Source organism: Bacteroides sp. LFL-34, assembly GCF_027257075.1.
GTDB classification, from domain to species: domain Bacteria; phylum Bacteroidota; class Bacteroidia; order Bacteroidales; family Bacteroidaceae; genus Bacteroides; species Bacteroides ovatus.
On the sequence record NZ_JAPQKZ010000041.1, the window covers coordinates 12379 to 31056 of the forward strand.

Here is an 18678-nt window from a genome sequence, read left to right on the forward strand (position 1 = left end):
ACCATTCCTATTTTTGTTTAAAAGGAATGTTGTCTGACACCCGGGTGTCAGACAAGTTATACTTTCATGGAAAAAAAGTAATGGATGCAATCGAAGAAATTTTTATAGGCTATATCTTTTTTCATTTAGTGGAGTGCAAATCACATTTCTTATTCTTCCCTTAAACCCCAGCAATTTGTCGCCTATCTGTTTCAATGGGAAGATAAGTGTTTCCTGATACCAAATGCTGTCTTTACGCAGGCTTTTCTGATTGTAAACTACACCGATTCGTCCTTCCAAACGTTCTTGTAGCTCTCCGTTTATGTAAAGTGAGGTCCCTTTGGCATCTCCCTCTACACGAACCTTTGTCCATTTTTCCACAGGCAAACGATAGGAATGGAAGATGAATTCATAGCCGTCGCGCGAGAATGCGAATTTACCCGTATTTTGCCAGTTCGCGGTGAAAACAGAATGGGGACCTTTGAATAAGACCGCATCGATATTGGGCTTTGGATCTGCGTAGATTTCAAATTCCACACTATATGGATAACCGATTTCGGGTATAGAGGTAAGAACCGAGTCGTTACCTTGCAGGATAATTTCCTGGCCGGAAAGCGTTAGGTCTTTTCTGTCATCTATGCTGGCCTGTAGATTTACGCCCGGTGCTTCCGGTGTTGTCCTGCACCACGTTTCGAAGGTTTCAAACGGTATGTTTCTTGTGTTTTCTCCTTTCCAAAGTTTCTCGCTCATAACCTGCATGGCAGGAAAGGTGCGTATATGTACATCCTGTTGGCTGATTCCATTTCCGACACGGTCGTTCCATACAGCAAACATGGCTCCTAATAAATTAGTAGACTGCTCTATCATTTCTCCCTCTTGCATCATTCGTGGTGACCAACTCTCATATATCCATTGATGATCCAGAAAGTTATGGTAGTAATTCACGGCTGGTACGATATATAGAAATGCATCGCATGTATTAATCGCTTTGGCTCCTTCCTGCAGTGCGGTTTCTAAGTCTAGCCAGCTATAATTCCATGCATTGACCGTTTTTCCTTTCAGATTTACGGGGGTATTTCCTTTCATGTGTTTCAGACTTCCCCATAATCGCGGATTTTTTCCATATTTGGTGATATACTTCAGATAGTATTCAGTGAAATAGCGGAATTGTTCCGCTTCTTTGAGGTTGTACTCATCAGTGCCGATATGTACGTCCGGTCCGACAAATATCGGGTGATCTCCCGAGAGATATTCGTCAAACAAAGTATCAAGGAAATCATATACCTCTTTTTTATAGAGGTCGAGATGATCCATACCATATTCTTTTTTGTCGGCTGCCAGTATCGGATTGTAATGAGTGAAAGCGAGTGAGTGTGCCGGAACATCAATTTCTGGGATGATATTGATTCCATATCGTGCGGCCATTTGCTGGAAGTTGCGGAATTCTTCTTTGGTGTAGGAACCATCTTTGGATGTGAGTCCCGGAAAACGGTCGCTTTCCAATCTGAAGGCGGCGTATGTTTTGTTCCAGTCATTATCGAAAAACTCAACGAAACCATTATCATTCAGATGTATTTGCAGTTCATTCATTTTATAGAACGAGAGAATTTTTACGTAATCCTGCAAATAGTCCATTGTGAAAAATTTCCTGGCTACGTCAATCATCAGTCCGCGGTGAGCATACTGCGGATAATCCAATGCTTTTCCTTTCATGAGTCCAAAAGGCTGGTTATGGATCATTTGCAACAGTGTGCGAGTTCCCCAGAATACTCCTTTTACGGTGGAGGCTTCGATGGTTACATGGTTGCGTATATCCAGTTCATAGCTTTCTTCTCCCAATGATGAAGGCGATTTTTTCACTGACAGATAGATAGAATGATTTTTCGGTTTTCCGGAGGTTACCTGATAATTCCAGCCGAACATATCTTTTAAGTCTTTTGCCATTATTTCCGCAGTTTCTTTCAACAGGCTTTCTGCTTCCGGAGCGATTATAATCTTTCCTGTTTCCGGTAGTGTCAGTTTGCCTTTTGCCCCATTCCAATGTTGTAAGGAGGGAATCACCTGCGGGATATCCGTTTGAGCGTATACTGTTATTCCTAATAGTAGTAAGATGGATAAGATGCTTATTCTCTTTTTCATATTTATTAGATGTTTATATATTAATCTTGATAGCGCAAAACTACGATATTTGGAAGTAAAGGGATTCTAAAAATAGACTTATAGCTTCCAAAATTCATTTTTTCAGTTATATAGGAGTATCTTTGTGACTTAATTTGATTAATAATGGAAAGTAAACACAAACTATCCATCAACCAGTGGGCACTGGAAGACCGCCCACGGGAAAAAATGATGGAGAAGGGAGCAGCCGCATTGAGTGATGCCGAACTACTCGCTATATTGATTGGCTCCGGAAATACGGAAGAAAGTGCTGTCGAATTGATGAGACGCCTGCTCCTGTCTTGTGATAACAATCTGAATTCATTGGCAAAATGGGAAGTGTGTGACTATTCCTCTTTCAAAGGTATGGGACCCGCAAAGAGCATTACAGTGATGGCAGCCTTGGAATTAGGCAAACGAAGAAAGCTGCAAGAAACCAAAGAGAGACTTCGAATCACTTGCTCAAAAGATATCTATGATATTTTCCAACCGATCATGTGTGACTTGGAACAGGAAGAATTCTGGGTGCTCCTATTGAACCAGGCAACCAAACTAATTGATAAGGTACGTATAAGTACTGGTGGCATAGACGGAACTTATACCGATGTGCGCACCATTCTCCGGGAAGCATTGCTGCAAAGAGCTACACAAATCGCGGTGGTGCATAACCATCCTTCGGGAAATATTCATCCCAGCCAACCGGACAGGAGTTTGACAGAGCATATCCATAAAGCGGCGGAAACGATGAATATCCGTCTGATAGATCACGTCATCGTTTGTGAAGACGGATTTTTCAGCTTTGCAGATGAGGGCCTACTCTAATTAGTAATACTACCTTATTTAAGTGAGAATATCTTATTTATTCTCACTCCTGCATTCATTTTTATACTGCGTGGGCGTCAAGCCTGTGTACTGTTTGAATGCAGTACTGAAATAACGTAAAGTAGTGAAACCTATCTGATCTGATATTTCAGTAAATGTCAGATCGGTGGTTTTTATCAGAGTAATGGCTTGCTCCAACCTGAATTTGTTGATATAGTCATTTGCCCCCATATCGGTGATAGCCTTCAACTTGTTGTAAAGAGATGTTTTACTCATTCCGATCTCTCTGCAGATAAAAGGAATATCTAAAGACGGATTGCTGATATTCTCGGAAATGAGCTTGTTAAACTTTAACAAGAACGTTTCATCCGCCTGGCTGAAAGTACTCTCCAGCGGTTGAGGGAAGTTGCCTATATGTTGATAGTGCTCTTTCGTTTGCTCCCGGTTGTATAGCCGGTTCTGTATAATCTTAACAAGAGTGTCTATCTCAAAAGGTTTTCCCAGATAAGCGTCCGCCCCGATTTTATACCCATACAGTCGGCTCTGTTCATCATTGCGTGCCGTGAGCAGAATCACAGGAATATGACTGATGCCGATATTCTCTTTTACCGCTTTGCACAGTTCGTATCCATTCATAACCGGCATCATCACATCGCTCACTATAATATCCGGAACTTGCTTTTGCGCTATTTCGAAAGCTTCCCGGCCATCATGTGCTATATAAATTGCTTTGAATAAGGATTTCAATTCTTTGGAGAGGAAATCTGTCAGGTTATGATTGTCGTCTACCAATAGCACTGTGTAATTCTGCGTAGAGAAGTCGAGTGTCTCGGGAGCGTTGATCTCATGATCTACGTCCGGTGTAATCAATTCATTGATGTAAGGTTTCGGCTGGCAGATGACTTCGCCCGACTCCAATCCCAAAGGTAAGTCGAAGAAGAAAGTGGCTCCTCCCGCTTCGTTGTTCATGGCTCCGATTTTACCTTTATGCAATTCCACCAGCATCTTGGCGTATGAAAGTCCGACTCCGCTACCGCCAATTTCCTGCTTGCCTTGATAGAAACGGATGAATACTTTCTCCATGTCTTCCTCTTGCATACCTTCTCCCTGATCCAAAACGGAAACACGGACGTATGAGTCATTTTTGCTGGTACGGATAGTGACGGTTGTGTTTTTAGGACTGTGTTTCAGTGCGTTCGTCAATAAGTTTGTGACTACGATTGTACACATACCCTTGTCAAATACCACCTCTTTTATGCTGTCGTCGAGCTGATAATCTATTTGCACTTCCTGGGCAGCTCCCTCGTCCGTAAAATCGGCACCAATCTCCTTTATCCATGAGTTAAATGGATAGGCTTGGAGTTTCAACTTGGTTTCTCCTACTTCCATCTTACGTACGTCCAGCACCATGTTGATAAGATCTTTCATCCGTTGAGCCTGTTTATGTATATTCTTCAACGGTGGATAAATGGCATCTGTAGAAGGAAGTGTCTTTAATATGCGGCTTAGCGGGGCATATATGAGTGTGAGCGGAGTTCGCAGTTCATGGCTGATATTAATCAGAAAACGAACTTTTTCTTCATACACATTCTGCTCGTGTTCTTTCATCATCCATTTCATCTTGTTTTCTTTGCGTCGAAGCAGAACGAAAACAATTTGTACCACAATGCCTATGCAAGCAATGATGCAGAGAGAAACGAACCACCAGCTTCTGTACCAGGGTGGCAGTACGTTTAATGTGAAAAGAAACTGGGGAGTTGTTTCATTTCCTTCCTGTGTGTTACAGCTCACCATGATGGGATAACTTCCCGGAGCAAGAGATGGGATCATCAATTCAGGGTTGTAGCCTTCGGTTTTAAGGTCTCCCATTTGGAAATGATAGACTTTGAGCCGGAGAATGTCCGCACCATAAGTCATGACACGGATCTTAATGTTTTTACTGTTCCAGGGGATGGATATCTTGTCTTGATTGAGCTGATACATCCTGTTCTCTCCGTTTATAGTCAGTTCGGCAAGGCGTATTTCCGGAGAGTCACTACTCTTTTCTATTTGAGTGTCTGCATTGATACATAGTAAGCCTTTTACACCTCCCATATAGATGTTGCCTTTGGGGGAAATGAGACGGGGCTCGGCCAAGTATTCATTGGGGGAAATTCCATCCGCTTCTCCGAACCATACAAAACGTTTGGTATCGGTGAGCCATATAAAGAGTTTCTGTTCAGCTCCTATCCACACTTTTCCTTTATTGTCGCATAACACGGTATTTACTTCATTAAATAAGGTGGTAGGAATTCTTTCGAATTTGCGGGTATCAGGGTGATAGGTGTACAGGCCACGGGTGCCTGCAATCCAGAATACGCCCTTGTCATCCCTGGATACAGCATTGAAGAATCCCTGTGGAGCACTTGCAAATATCTCCACTGTGTCTTTTTTACGATCCAGTCTATATATATTATAAGGATCGTTCAGGTAAATGGCAGTGGAATCATATCCAATGGAACTCAACAAGCCTTTTATTTTCACTTCTTTGGCACAAGGGACAGGAGTGAGTTGCCGGGTGGAAGTATGGTAGCGGTAAGGAGGCGAACTTAATATTAAGATCGAATTGGGAGTATCCCGGTATAAGTTGATTGGCTGTCCGCTATAGCGGATGTGATGCTCTAATGAAGGGCTCATAATAGCGAAAGGACGCTTCTTTCCTGTCTTTTTATCGAATATGAAGATACCTTTGGAAAAGGCAGATACTAACAATTCGTTGGGTGTGAAGCTGGTGATGGAGACCATCTTGTCTCCCCAAGTGTCGGGATAGTGCACAAATGTTTCTGTAGAAGGAATGAATTTATTGATACCTCCTCCGTCCGTAGCGATCCAGAGTTCTTCGGAAGCCGGTTCCTGATATAGTTGTAATACCGTACTTTGACTTAATCCTTTGTTGTGCCCTAACACAACATTAGTGTAAGTTCTCATGGATACTTCACGAATGTTGATAACCCCTTCACGTTTACTTCCCGCCCATATATTTCCGGCAGAGTCGCTATGCAGGCAGAGTATTGTATTTGTGGGAAGGGAATGATTATCTCCGGAGATATGTTCGAGTACGGTAATATTGCCGGTTGTGGGATCGAGGATATTGATACCTCCCCCGTCTGTTCCCATCCATATTTTTTGTTTGAATTCGGTCATGCACAATACGATGTCACTGCTCAAACGGGAGTTTTGAGTGGTATAGCTGGCTATCAATTTTCCCTGGGCGGAGAAACACTTGACGCCATTGTTGTAGGTTGACAGCCATATTCTTTGTTGGGAGTCTATGATGATTCCTACGTTGTCGTTCCCGTATTGGAAAGGAAATGGGGTTATCTCGAAATTCTTGAGGTTCATTTGCAGTATTCCCTGTTGCCAGCTTAGACACAATATGGTATCGGGTTTCCACATTTGTATGGATCGTATAATGAACGGCTCGTCGGTCTTGAATTCCCGTATGAGAGAAATCGTGTTGGTGGCATAAGAATATTTATATATCTTGTTGATCCCTCCGAACAGAAGCCCGTCTGCTATTTTGCAGATCGATTTGGCAATGATGGGCTGATTATTTAGTTTGGGGATAAAGAAGTTGTCGTGAATAAGAGAATAACGGGCGATTCCTGTGGTGGTCAGTATCCAGGTTGTCTGCTGATTATCTTCAATAATTTGCAGGATACTGTCGTTAGGCAGGGAATTTTCATTATCAGGTTGTGCGGTGTACTTTTTGAGTTCCGTTCCATCAAATCTGATTAGTCCTGTCGGAGTACCGATCCAGATGAATCCCTTTTGTTCGGTATAGATACAGCTGATGATAGACGGCATTCCGTTTTGGGAACCAATCAGTTTAAAGTCGTAATGGTTACCTATACTTATTGCTGGAAATGTGCCTACGATAAGAAAAGCCAGTAAGCAGAAAAAGTGTTTTATCCAAATACTTTTTTTCATCAGTCAAGATTATTAAGGGGAGATTAGTGAAACAAAAGTATGATTAATTCCGCTAAAACAAAAGAAATATTTCCAAAAACCGCCACAAAGACGTTCAAAAACGGAATATGGATGTTTTTGGAAACATTTTGGCGATTTTATGAACTCGCCATTCTGCCAATCAATCTATTTTTGTGGTGTATTTCAATGCCGGATAGTGTGGGCTATTGGCAAATGGAACTCAAAAAAACTTTTAGTATTAACTTTAATATAATGTTATGAAGAAAATGCAGATTAGGATGCAACTGGTGTGTCTCTTTTCAATGCTTTTACTGTTCTTCCCTGTGGAGCTCTTTGCTCAACAGGGCACTATCACTGGTAAGGTGGTAGACGAACGTGGCGAGTCCGTAATCGGAGCAACCGTTATGGTGAAAGGTTCTACTGATGGTACCATTACCGATTTGGATGGAAACTTTAAAATTAACGGTAAAGTAGGTACAACGATAACTGTCAACTATGTGGGCTATGCTCCTTTGGAAGTGAAAATCACTAAGCTAACAGGAAATCGGTTCGTGATGAAGGAAGACTCCAAAACTTTAGATGAAGTGGTGGTAGTCGGTATGGGAACACAGAAACGTAATACTATTACAGCGGCTGTAGCAACAGTTAATGCGGATGCAATCGCTACCCGTCCTGTGACGGATGTAACCAGCGCCTTACAAGGTAATGTGGCTGGTTTGAACTTTGCTTCGGATGCTTCTGAAAGCGGTACCGGTGGTGAAGTTGGCGGAGAAATCAAATTTAATATTCGCGGTATCGGTTCTATTAATGGTGGAGAGCCTTATGTATTGGTGGATGGTGTGGAACAGAGCTTGCAGAATGTAAATCCTGCCGATATAGAAAGTATCAGTGTATTGAAAGATGCTTCTGCAGCAGCCGTGTATGGTGCTCGTGCTGCGTATGGTGTGGTGTTAGTAACGACCAAGAGCGGTAAACAGGATAAAGCCCGGGTGACTTATCGCGGTTCTGTGGGTATGAGTGCACCTATCAACATGCCCGAGATGATGAACTCTGTAGAGTTTGCCAATTATAAAAATGCGTACCGTTCGGCAATTGGTGAGTCTCCATACTTCTCACAGGAGACTATTGATTTGATGAATCAGTTTTTGCAGAACCCCTATGGTGAAGGTCTGCCCGGTATTACCGCCAATCAGGAGAATACCGGTTGGCGTGGCGGTGAATCGCAGTATGCCAATACCGACTGGTTTGATTATTTCTATAAAAACAAATCTTTGCGTCATTCACACAATCTAAGTATCTCCGGTGGATCGGACAAAGTGACTTATTATGTCGGTCTGGGTTATACTTACCAGGGTGGTTTGCTGGATCGTGTAGAAGACTCTCTGGATAAATACAACGTGAATACCAAATTTCAGATCAAGCCGAATGACTGGTTGAAGTTTAACTTCAATAACAATATCACGTTGAATCTGATTTCCCGCCCGCTCCCCGATATGTCTATTCTTTATCATCAGATAGCTCGTTCGCAGCCTAATATGGTGACTGAAGTTCCTATTTCCGGGCTTTATAATCTTCCTTCATGGAATGAAGCTTTGTATCTGGACAATGTGGGCTATTCGCAGAACCGCATTTCTGATGCCATGACTTTTGCAGCTACTGTTACGCCTCTGAAAGGCTGGGACATTATCGGAGAGATGAAAGTTCGTTTTGATGTGCAGAATGATGAATTCTTGCAGAAGCAGCCCCGTACCACACGGCCCGACGGAACCATAGAGGATGTTACCGCTCCCCGGCAGGGATATTCTTATCCCGGTATCGAATATTCGAATTCTTTGTGGGGATCAATGACTCGTGGAAATCAATTCAACTATTATTTGTCTCCCAGTGTGTCGTCTTCATATACGAATCAATGGGGTGACCATTTCTTTAAGGCAATGGCCGGTTTCCAGATGGAAGTGCAGCAAAACTCAAGCATGTATGCGTATAAAGACGGAGTGATGAGCGATGATACATTCTCTTTTGACAATGCAAACGGAAAAGCCTATAATAGTGAAGCGCGTGACCATTGGGCAACCATGGGATTCTATACCCGTTTGAACTGGAACTACCAGAATGTCTATTTTCTGGAATTTAGCGGACGTTATGATGGTTCGTCACGTTTCGCTTCCGGCAATCGTTGGGGATTTTTCCCTTCTTTCTCTGCCGGTTATGACATTGCCCGTACCGACTACTTCAAGCAATGGAGCTTGCCTGTTTCACAGTTGAAAGTGCGTTTGTCTTACGGACGTTTAGGCAATCAGAATGGAGCCGGACTATATGATTATCTGAACTTCATGACATTGAGACCGGACTATTCAAATGCATGGTTGCTTTCCGGTGTCACTTCGGCTACTCCGGTACGTGGTACAGTCGCTTTAACACCTTCTATGGTAAGCCCGTACATTACATGGGAAAAAGTGGATAATGCCAACTTAGGTTTCGACCTGACTTTGCTTAACAATCGTTTGACGATTACGGCGGATATTTACCAACGTACGACCAAAGACATGATTGGCCCGGCTGAAGCAATTCCTGATATTGGCGGTATTGCTGTTGACCAACGTGCTAAAGTAAATAATGCAACACTACGTAACCGTGGATGGGAATTGTCGGTTAACTGGTCTGACCAGCTGAAGAATGGTTTCAGTTATGGAATCGGTTTCAATATCTTTGACTACAAAGCAGTGGTAACCAAATACAATAATCCGGAAGGATTGATTTATAACAACCACACCGGTCTGGTTCGTAACAAAGGTTATTACCAGGGAATGGATTTAGGTGAAATCTGGGGATATGAAGCAAATGATCTGTTTCTCACCAACCAGGAAGTGGATGAATATCTGAGAGAAGTAGACATGTCTTTCTTCAAACCGAATAAGGATTGGCAACGTGGTGATTTGAAATATATCGATTCGAACGGTGATGGTAAAATTGATCCGGGTTCGGGTACATTGAAAGATCACGGTGATTTGAAAATTATCGGTAATACGACTCCTCGTTACTCCTTCGGTCTGAACTTACATGCCGGTTATAAAGGTTTTGAAGTTTCCGCATTGTTCCAGGGAGTCATGAAACGTGATTTCCCGATGGCTGCAAGTACTTATCTGTTTAGCGGTGATTCCAACTTCTTTAAAGAACATTTGGATTATTATAATGTGTACAACCCGGGGGCTTACCTGCCGCGTCTGACAAAACCCGACAGTCCTGAATATAATGCGAACGTAGGTTACAACACTTCACGTTATTTATTGAACGCAGCTTATATGCGACTCAAAAACTTGATGATTTCTTATAACTTCCAGCCTAAACTGGTTAAGAAGATGGGATTGGAGAACTTGAAAGTGTATTTCACTTGTGATAATCTCTTCACGATTGACAATTTGCCGGACGTATTCGATCCTGAAACCTTGAATCAGGTAAATACATGGGCTGGGGGTAGTAACGAAACTGCTCCGGGATTGACTTCCCCAATGAAGCAAAATGGTAACGGAAAGGTATATCCGTTGAATAAAAACTACGTATTTGGTATTGAATTTACCTTTTAAACCATAAGATATGAAAAGAATATATATAATGGCTTTTGTAGCCGCTTCAATATTACCATTTTCATCCTGTTCAGATTTTCTGGATAGAGAACCGATAACCAAGCCGGAAGCCGGTAATTTTCTGACAGGTGCCATACAGGTTGAAAACTATATTAACGGACTATATATGACGTTGCCGTCTTTTAGTAAGTTCGGTTTGGGAGTTCGCAGTGAAGAAAAGAATAGTGACAATATTATTGCAGAAAAGTATGATGCCCGTTTGCATGGACAGAATAACCAGTTTAGCGGAGCTTCCGATTGGCAGACTGGTTATCAGAACCTGCGTAAAGTGAACTATTTTTTCCATAATTATAAAGTACCCGAAGCACAGGAAAACGAAGATGTACTGTCGTTGAAAGGGGAGGCTTACTTTTTACGTGCCTATTGGCATTTCGATTTATTGAAGAAATTCGGTTCTATTCCGGTAATGGATGCTTTTTGGGATGAGAATGCGACAATCGCAGGATTACAGATTCCCGCAAAGACACGTAATGAGGTAGCCCGATTTATTTTGAGTGATTTGGTTGAGGCGAAGAATCTGTTGCATTCGCGCGGTAAATATTCCGGAATTCGTATCAATAAAGAAGCTGCCATGGTTTTGGCAATGAATGTGGCGTTGTATGAAGGAACTTGGGAAAAGTATCACAGCAGCGATGATTTTGCATCTTCCACTAACGAATCAAATTATTTCTTGGGTGAAGTTATTAACTGGGGAAATGAACTGTTCGGTTGTGGCATTGATCTGTATAAAACCGGGCAAAATCCGGGAGATGCTTTTGCGGCATTGTTCAATAGCAAAGATTTGTCAGGAATGGGCGAAGTGCTATTGTGGAGGAAATATTCGAGTGATGAAGGAGTCTTTCATGATGTCAACGGTAATCTGAAGGCAGGTGTTGTCGACTCGGAAGGAGCTGCCGGAATTACTCAAAGCCTGGTGGATAATTATCTGAATGCCGATGGAACATTTATTGATCCGACAAATGAGAAATTTAAGGATTTTAAGGAAACATTTGAAGGCCGTGACCCTAGATTGATTCAAACGGTGATGAATGAAGGTGCCAAATTTGCTTCTGCCACTACTGCGACCCCAATGCATCTGGAAGAATATACGGATGAGAAGAAGAATACTATTAGTCCTCCTAAATTGGCAGGAGATGGAAACACACGTTCTTTGACGGGTTATCACATCCGTTTGGGAATAGATACCACCTTTGTAAGTGGTAATGGTGAGACTGCTTTACCTATTATTCGTTATGCCGAAGGTCTTTTGGCTTATGCAGAAGCTGCTGCTGAACTGGAAATGTGGAGCGATGATATAGCGAATAAGACATTGAAAGCGCTTCGTGAACGTGCAGGAGTGAAATATCTGGCACCGGCAAAGGATGCTAATTTCACCGATTTCGGTTATACATTGACTCCTGTTTTACAGGAAATCCGTCGTGAACGCCGTTCTGAACTTGCTTTGCAAGGTTTCCGGCTGGATGATCTCATGCGTTGGAAAGCCGATAAACTGATTGTCGGAAAGCGTGGTAAAGGTGCTTATGTAGGTGATGAATCTATTTTATTCAAATCTTACAGTCCGGATAATCAGAAAAGAATCAGAGAGCGTCTGACCCTTGATGATAACAAATGGGCGGATCCGATGGCCGGGACTCTGCCAAGCGGATATCAATTCCATGCAGATAGGGATTATCTGTTACCGATCCCTCCTTCAGAATTGGAATTGAACAAAAAGTTGAAACAAAACCCGAAATGGTAATCATTAATAATGATATAATAGGATAGATTATGAAGAAATATTTCTATAGATTATTACCAATTTGCCTGTTTATCCTTGTAATGACAGGCTGTAATGACACCGAGACGGTTATCTCTATCGGAGAAGCCCGGAATCTGGTGGCCGAAATCAGTACTCAAAGTGCTGCTATCGGAGATAATGTGACCTTTACTGTGAAGGTAGATCAGCAAGACAATCAGTTGGCACTCGAAGAAGATATAGACGTTGTTCTGACTTTTGCAGGTAAGAATGTAGGAGGAAAGGATGTCCCTGTATCTGATGTCTTTGAAGGCTTTGCTGGTCATCTTTTTATGAAGAAAGGTGAGAAACAGGGATTTACCGAATTTAAGGTAAAGAACGATCTGGCTAAATATCCTATATCGGGTACTATCACCGCTTATGTCAGAGGATACAAGATCAATGCGGCTGAACGTCCGATTGTGGTATCTGATAAACACTACACCATCTTGTCATTGAAGAACAATTCGGACAATACGGTGAAAGAGTATGGCTCATTTATTCTGGTCGCTACGGTAGGAGCGTCAGCTAAGGAAGATGTAGTCGTTCATATTGATGCGGGTGAAGATGCGGATAAATATGAGAATCTGCCGAGCGAATTGGTGGTGAAAGCCGGGTATAAAACAGCTGAATCTGAACTTATATGGGTGAAAGGAGAGAAAGGACCGAATACTTTCACTTCTGTGTCTATGTCTTTTGCTACCGATTCTGAAATTCATCCGGTATATGGGGACGAGTTGGAAATTAAGGTTACTGATACGGATGCAGGTTTGACTCCGGGCACCGAGTTAACCAATGAGCAATGGGTTTATACAGATCCGGATCAGATATTTGTATCAGCCAGCAATAAAAAGGCTGTAGAAAAATGGGATGAGGTCAGAGCTGCGTCAGCACTATTGATAAAGGAGGGTGATCCGCATCCGAATGAAGCGTTAGCTGCTGAAGGATGGACATTCCTGAATTCTTATGAGTTCCATCCGATTGATGCTTTGACAGAAGGTACCGGACTCCCCAATCAGTATGGTAATCGTCCTCCACGTTTTATGGCGGCACAGAATGTGGCTAACACACAGAAAGTACAAGCGGTTGTAAATGAGAAATATGCAACGATGACTCAAGATGGATATTTGAAAATGTGGTGTGCGTATGATCCGGGAATCAGTGTGACAGGGGAAATTACGGGAACAAGAGATTTTGGAGTTTCCTCCCTCTATGCAAGTAAGTTTGATGGTGTGCCTACGGGTGCTGATTCTTGGGAATCCAGCAATGTACGCATTTTGCCGGGCACTCGTGTGGAAGTTAGAATCCGTGTGCGTGGAAAGAAACACTCTTTCAACTCGGCAGTCTGGTTCCAAGGAAATATCAGAGGTGTGCAATGGTCTACCTATGGTGAGGTTGATCTTCTGGAAAATCCGGCTACCAATGCGAATCCGAATGGCGCTTGGCAGACTTTCCACTGGAATGATATATCCACTTCATCCGGTGATAAGTATAAACCGTCTTCAGGACAGTTGATAATATCGGATATGGATGAATTCGATATCTATTGGATGGAATGGAGAGATAATAACGAGATTGCTTTAGGTATTAATGGTAAAGAGAATGTACGCATGAGGACTGACGGCAGCTATACCGGAATAGCTAATGGAACGGCTTCATGGAACTCGTCTACACATTGGCCGTTTACGGACAAATACAATACGGAAGGGTTACATTTACTATTGACATTTGCCGGATGTAATGAATGGGCGCTTGGTGACGCTGCGGTAGAACAGGCTGCTAAAGATGGTAGTTGGGCAAACGACTTTAAGCATATTTCTTATCAGGAAAGTAAGTCTAGCAATGATACGCCACGTATGGAAATCGACTGGATACGTTTCTATAAGAAGCCAACCTACGACTATTTTGGAAGTGGTACTCCAACGCGTAACAAACCAATGTATTAATGGTTGTTGAAATAAAGATATTTAATCGAACAAACTTTTATATAGTTATGAAAAAGGTTTATCACTTATTGAGCGTTGCACTGCTGGGCGCAATGGCACTAACCTCTTGCGAAGAGGACAAGATAGTGAATGAAAATAACGGTGAAGGGAACGAAACCGACAAGAATCTGACTGATTATTCATTTATAGCTTCTATTAAACAGTCCGCCCCTTTGGGTCGCAGCAATTTGCAGAATGGAGTGTATACATGGAATAAAGGAGATGCTGTTACATTATGGAATCGCAACTTCGGAGCCGGCTATGATTTCTCTATCACCCCGGGGTATAATGACAACCAACCTGACAAATCTGCTGAATTCACAGGAAAAGCTGCTGTAGAAAATGGCCATAAGCTGATTGCGGTATTTCCACGGAAAGAAGCAAAAACATTTAATGACCTGGCTACCTTTTCTATGCCGGAGACATTTACTCAGACTGGAAAAACAGCAGAACTGGCAGCCACTACCTATATGGTTGCCACCGGGGATGTGACTGATAATAAGATTCCTGCATTAACGTTTTCACCATTGACTGCATTGATACAGTTTGGTTTGAAAAACACGTCGGACCGGGAACTGAAGATTCGCTATATTACGCTGGAGAGTGATGATGATGTATTTCCCGCAGAGTTGAAGATCGACGAAGACGGAGTGGTACAGAGTCTTTCAGGTATGCGTAACAAACTGACACTTGACATGAGTGGACAAGCATTGGCGCAGAATGAAACATTAAACGGGTATTTGAATATATTACCTACAACCTATGGTGATACCCGGTTGATGAAAAGTACGACCGAACTGAATATTACAGTAAGCGTTTTGAATAATGAAGTGGAACAGGATATTATCCTGCTGAAAAAAGTAAAAGTCAAAGATTTGGAGGATAACATCGGACTTGATATGGATGCTACTGCCAATCAGTTTGCAGCCGGCAAGCATTATAAAATGGATTTTGAGGTAGATTATCGTTTCAGAATTCCTGATGAGGGCTATATGATCGATGATGATGGAAATATTCATATCTATAATAAGACTGGATTATTCGGATGGAATAAAATTGCGGATGAATACCGTAAGGCAACTGTTACTTTAGAAAAAGAATATATCGATGAACCGGCAGGGGATGGAATAAAAGTGATTGATATGGGTAATGAACTTTGGGAACCTATTAGTGCGTTTGGAGGTGTATTTGAAGGTAATGGTGTTACCATCCGCAATTTGCAAATAGCTAATAAAGGTTTTATAGCTACCAATACGGGAACTATCCGGAATTTGACTTTGGAAAATGTAAGTTTCTCTGCTGATATCACAGAGGGAGCAGGAGCATTGGCTGCCGAAAGTTCAACGAGTGTCATTCAGAATTGTACAGTCAAGGGAGTGACTGTAACCGTTATAAAACCGGTAGTTTTTGGTGGTTTGATCGGTCGAAACTCCGAAGGAAGAATAGAAGGTTGTCAAGTTATCAGTGGAACTATTAACCTTAATTTGAGTGGTGCTGGTAATTCTAATTATGGTGGCTTGGTTGGTGAGCATTTTAATGGAACGGCTCTTATTATAAATTCGTATGTCGGTGCAGATGTAACAATCAAGCATCCTAGTAACTCTAGTGGTGCATCCTGTGTCGGCGGACTTGTTGGCTGGAACAACTCCGGTAAAGTCAAAGGTTGTTACTCATTAGCCAAACTTGAGGTTTCTTGTTCCGGACAAGTAGGAGGACTTATAGGGGCTAATAGTAACGGTACGGTTCTGGCCTGTTATGTAGCCGGTTCAATTAGTGGAACTATCTATAATAATACTGGCGGTTTCATTGCACAGAATACCATTAATAATGCTGATGCTACTGTGACGGCTTGCTACTCGACCACGCAGATAAATGTGACTAATAATGCTGGAAGTAATAAATTGGGAGCTTTCGTCGCTTCGAATTCAACAGGAATCAACCAGTGTTATTTCGTAGGCGAGACGGTGACTAATCCTGTAGGAAGCGGATCTGTAAATGGAATTAGTAAGGTAACAGCTACTCAACTCAAGGATAAGAAACGTCAGATGAATCTGGCAATAGAAGCCAAGGATCCAGAATTTGGTTTTAGCTTTAAAGTGAATGAGGATGCCGGAACTAATATATACTGTCCGTTGATTCTACAGGGGGCTGTGAAAGAACCTGGCTTCGGTGGATCAGATTTTGGAGATGGTGGTGATATTTAAATAACTGATAACAGAAAAAAATAAATCATGAATAAAATCTATTCTTTATTAGGGATCGGGCTGCTAAGTGCAGCCACCCTAAGCTCTTGTAAAGAAGATGTTTTCATTGAAGGTGGGGATGAACTGCAACGGGGAGAATCACAGACTTATGTGGCTGTTGCTTCTATCCGGGGGTATGAAAATACGGACAAAGAATCGTCTACACGTGCCAACGTACAAGATGACGGTAGTTCCTTTATGTGGAATGCCGATGATAAGGTTACACTTTGGAATGGAACAAATGGCTATGATTTCACAACCATAAATTATGATGAGAGTGAACCGTCTGGAAATGTGGAATTTGCAGGGAATGGTAACTTTGAAGAGGGAGCTACTGTTTGGGGAATCTATCCGAAAAAAGATGTTCCGACTTCAGGGAATGTTTTCACTTTTACGTTGGGAGATGCTACGCAAAGTGCCCAAAAAGCAGAGCTGCAGAATACGATGCACATGCTTGCTAAAGGCACGGTGAATGGGACTACCGTCACCAATCTTAAGTTTGAACATTTGACAGCTCTTTATCAGTTTAAATTCACCAATCGAAGACCGGATGCCTATAAAGTGACAAAGGTGGTTGTTTCGGCTGATGCTGCTATTTTCCCAAAAACGTTGACAGTTTCGGGAGAAGAGAAAACGTATGGTGATAAAAGTAATAGTCTGACTTTGTCTATGACAAGTTTGGAAATGGCAAAGAATGAAGTTGCATACGGTTATTTGAGTTTCTTCCCGATGGCAGACATGACAAAGGATACAGAATTAACCTTTACTGCTACGATAGAAAAAGTGGGAGATTCTTCCTCTACGGAAACAATAGAGAAAAAAGGAAAGATCAGTGAACTTTATAATGCCGAATCGGTGGTAGCAGGAGATGAATATAAATATGTGGCTGGAAAGCGATATGGTATATCATTTATGCTGGTGGCAGACTTGGGATATGAGGAGACTGAAGCGGGTAAGTATTTAGTCAAGAAAGAAGATGGGTTGATAAATTTGGCAAGTGAACCGACTGTTATGACGAATGTTGCTACGGTAATTACATTAGATGCTGATCTTGATATGTCGACTAAAGAGGCATGGGTACCGGTTACGGAGTTTAAAGGTGCATTGGACGGCAATGGCAAGACTATTTCCGGTCTTACAATTGAAGCAACAGGAAACGATGCCGGTTTGTTTATAACTAATAATGGTATCATTAAAAATTTAACCCTTAAAGATGTAACAGTGAAACAAGTGTCAGGCGCAGCTGGAGCATTTGCAGCAATAAATACTGGAACGATTCAGAATTGCGTTATTGATGGAGGAGCGTTGACTGTCAATGGAGCAGATGCTAAGTTGGGGGCTATTACCGGACATAATCAGACTGGTGCGTCAATGATAAAGGATTGTAAGGTAAAAGGTAATGTGGTACTGACTGTTGCCGGTGGTAAAGTAAATGCCGGTGGATTGGCAGGTGTGAACGGATGGTGGTCTAAGGCACAAATACAAGGTTCTTCGATTGACAAGGAGGTATCCTTTGTATATAGAGGTAATGGTGAAGGTGCCATCGGAGGACTTGTGGGTTGGAATGTTCAGGGAACCATAACTGGCTGTTATTCTTTGATGACTATTACTGCATTTACAGCTGTGAATGCCGGTGGTCTGGTGGGAGGAAACGAAGGACCTGTAACCGCTTCGTTTGCTGCTGGTGAAATAGTGGCCAAAGCGTCCGGAAATATTGGCGGTTTGGTGAAAAATGGTGGAACTTTGACAGGATGTTATTCAACTTCTGTGCTTTCTGGCACTGCTTCTGTTACCATTTGTGGAATATCAACGGGATCAGTGACAGCAAACGAATGTTATTTTATGTCCGACGGAGTTTCGAATCCGGGTGGAAACTTACCAACTTCAACTAAGGTAAGCGATGCTGCTGCCCTGATTGATAAAATTGCATCCATGAATCAAGCGATAGCTGGCTCTGGTTACAAGTATGTTGAAAATACAGGAACCGACAGTGCCAGAGTACCTTTACTCATTCAACCGGATGAATAATAACTGACAGGTATTAGTTTGAATCCCCTTATTTATCCTTGTTTTGTATATGAAGAGGACAAATAGGGGGATTCGTA

General features: G+C 42.2%; 8 protein-coding genes. 6 read left to right on the forward strand and 2 right to left on the reverse strand.

The features are described 5' to 3' along the window. Positions 1 to 102: 102 nt before the first annotated feature. A complete protein-coding gene (locus tag N5O98_RS20700; RefSeq protein WP_118161208.1) occupies positions 103 to 2118 on the reverse strand; it encodes a family 20 glycosylhydrolase in 2016 nt (671 codons plus the stop codon). A gap of 144 nt (positions 2119 to 2262) precedes the next feature. Between N5O98_RS20700 and radC the strand changes: the two genes are divergently transcribed. After that, a complete protein-coding gene (gene radC, locus N5O98_RS20705; protein ID WP_004299741.1) occupies positions 2263 to 2958 on the forward strand; it encodes a RadC family protein in 696 nt (231 codons plus the stop codon). A 33-nt stretch (positions 2959 to 2991) separates the two neighbouring features. Here radC and N5O98_RS20710 read toward each other — a convergent pair whose 3' ends face one another. Then, positions 2992 to 6927 (reverse strand): hybrid sensor histidine kinase/response regulator transcription factor, encoded by a 3936-nt coding sequence (locus N5O98_RS20710; protein WP_022198971.1) that lies wholly within the window; start codon positions 6925 to 6927, stop codon positions 2992 to 2994. A gap of 257 nt (positions 6928 to 7184) precedes the next feature. On the opposite strand from N5O98_RS20710, the gene N5O98_RS20715 reads away from it, so the two are divergent. Genes N5O98_RS20715 through N5O98_RS20735 form a run of 5 tightly spaced genes read left to right on the forward strand, consistent with a single transcriptional unit; the run spans position 7185 to position 18601 of the window. Continuing rightward, the gene (locus N5O98_RS20715) at positions 7185 to 10511 is read left to right on the forward strand and encodes a SusC/RagA family TonB-linked outer membrane protein (RefSeq protein ID WP_022198970.1); all 3327 of its coding nucleotides are present in this window, start codon (positions 7185 to 7187) and stop codon (positions 10509 to 10511) included. A gap of 10 nt (positions 10512 to 10521) precedes the next feature. After that, positions 10522 to 12309 (forward strand): RagB/SusD family nutrient uptake outer membrane protein, encoded by a 1788-nt coding sequence (locus N5O98_RS20720; protein ID WP_004299745.1) that lies wholly within the window; start codon positions 10522 to 10524, stop codon positions 12307 to 12309. A 29-nt stretch (positions 12310 to 12338) separates the two neighbouring features. Further along, positions 12339 to 14291 (forward strand): DUF5006 domain-containing protein, encoded by a 1953-nt coding sequence (locus tag N5O98_RS20725; protein WP_004310520.1) that lies wholly within the window; start codon positions 12339 to 12341, stop codon positions 14289 to 14291. A 47-nt stretch (positions 14292 to 14338) separates the two neighbouring features. After that, on the forward strand, positions 14339 to 16534 hold the full coding sequence (locus tag N5O98_RS20730; protein WP_022198969.1) for a hypothetical protein: 2196 nt from the start codon (positions 14339 to 14341) through the stop codon (positions 16532 to 16534). A 27-nt stretch (positions 16535 to 16561) separates the two neighbouring features. Continuing rightward, a complete protein-coding gene (locus N5O98_RS20735; protein ID WP_004310518.1) occupies positions 16562 to 18601 on the forward strand; it encodes a GLUG motif-containing protein in 2040 nt (679 codons plus the stop codon). Positions 18602 to 18678: the final 77 nt, after the last annotated feature.

Coding starts and splice junctions, on each gene's coding strand:
- radC (WP_004299741.1), top strand. CDS start 2,263: ATGGAAAGTAAACACAAACTATCCATCAACCAGTGGGCACTGGAAGAC.
- N5O98_RS20730 (WP_022198969.1), top strand. CDS start 14,339: ATGAAAAAGGTTTATCACTTATTGAGCGTTGCACTGCTGGGCGCAATG.
- N5O98_RS20735 (WP_004310518.1), top strand. CDS start 16,562: ATGAATAAAATCTATTCTTTATTAGGGATCGGGCTGCTAAGTGCAGCC.
- N5O98_RS20720 (WP_004299745.1), top strand. CDS start 10,522: ATGAAAAGAATATATATAATGGCTTTTGTAGCCGCTTCAATATTACCA.
- N5O98_RS20710 (WP_022198971.1), bottom strand. CDS start 6,927: ATGAAAAAAAGTATTTGGATAAAACACTTTTTCTGCTTACTGGCTTTT.
- N5O98_RS20700 (WP_118161208.1), bottom strand. CDS start 2,118: ATGAAAAAGAGAATAAGCATCTTATCCATCTTACTACTATTAGGAATA.
- N5O98_RS20725 (WP_004310520.1), top strand. CDS start 12,339: ATGAAGAAATATTTCTATAGATTATTACCAATTTGCCTGTTTATCCTT.
- N5O98_RS20715 (WP_022198970.1), top strand. CDS start 7,185: ATGAAGAAAATGCAGATTAGGATGCAACTGGTGTGTCTCTTTTCAATG.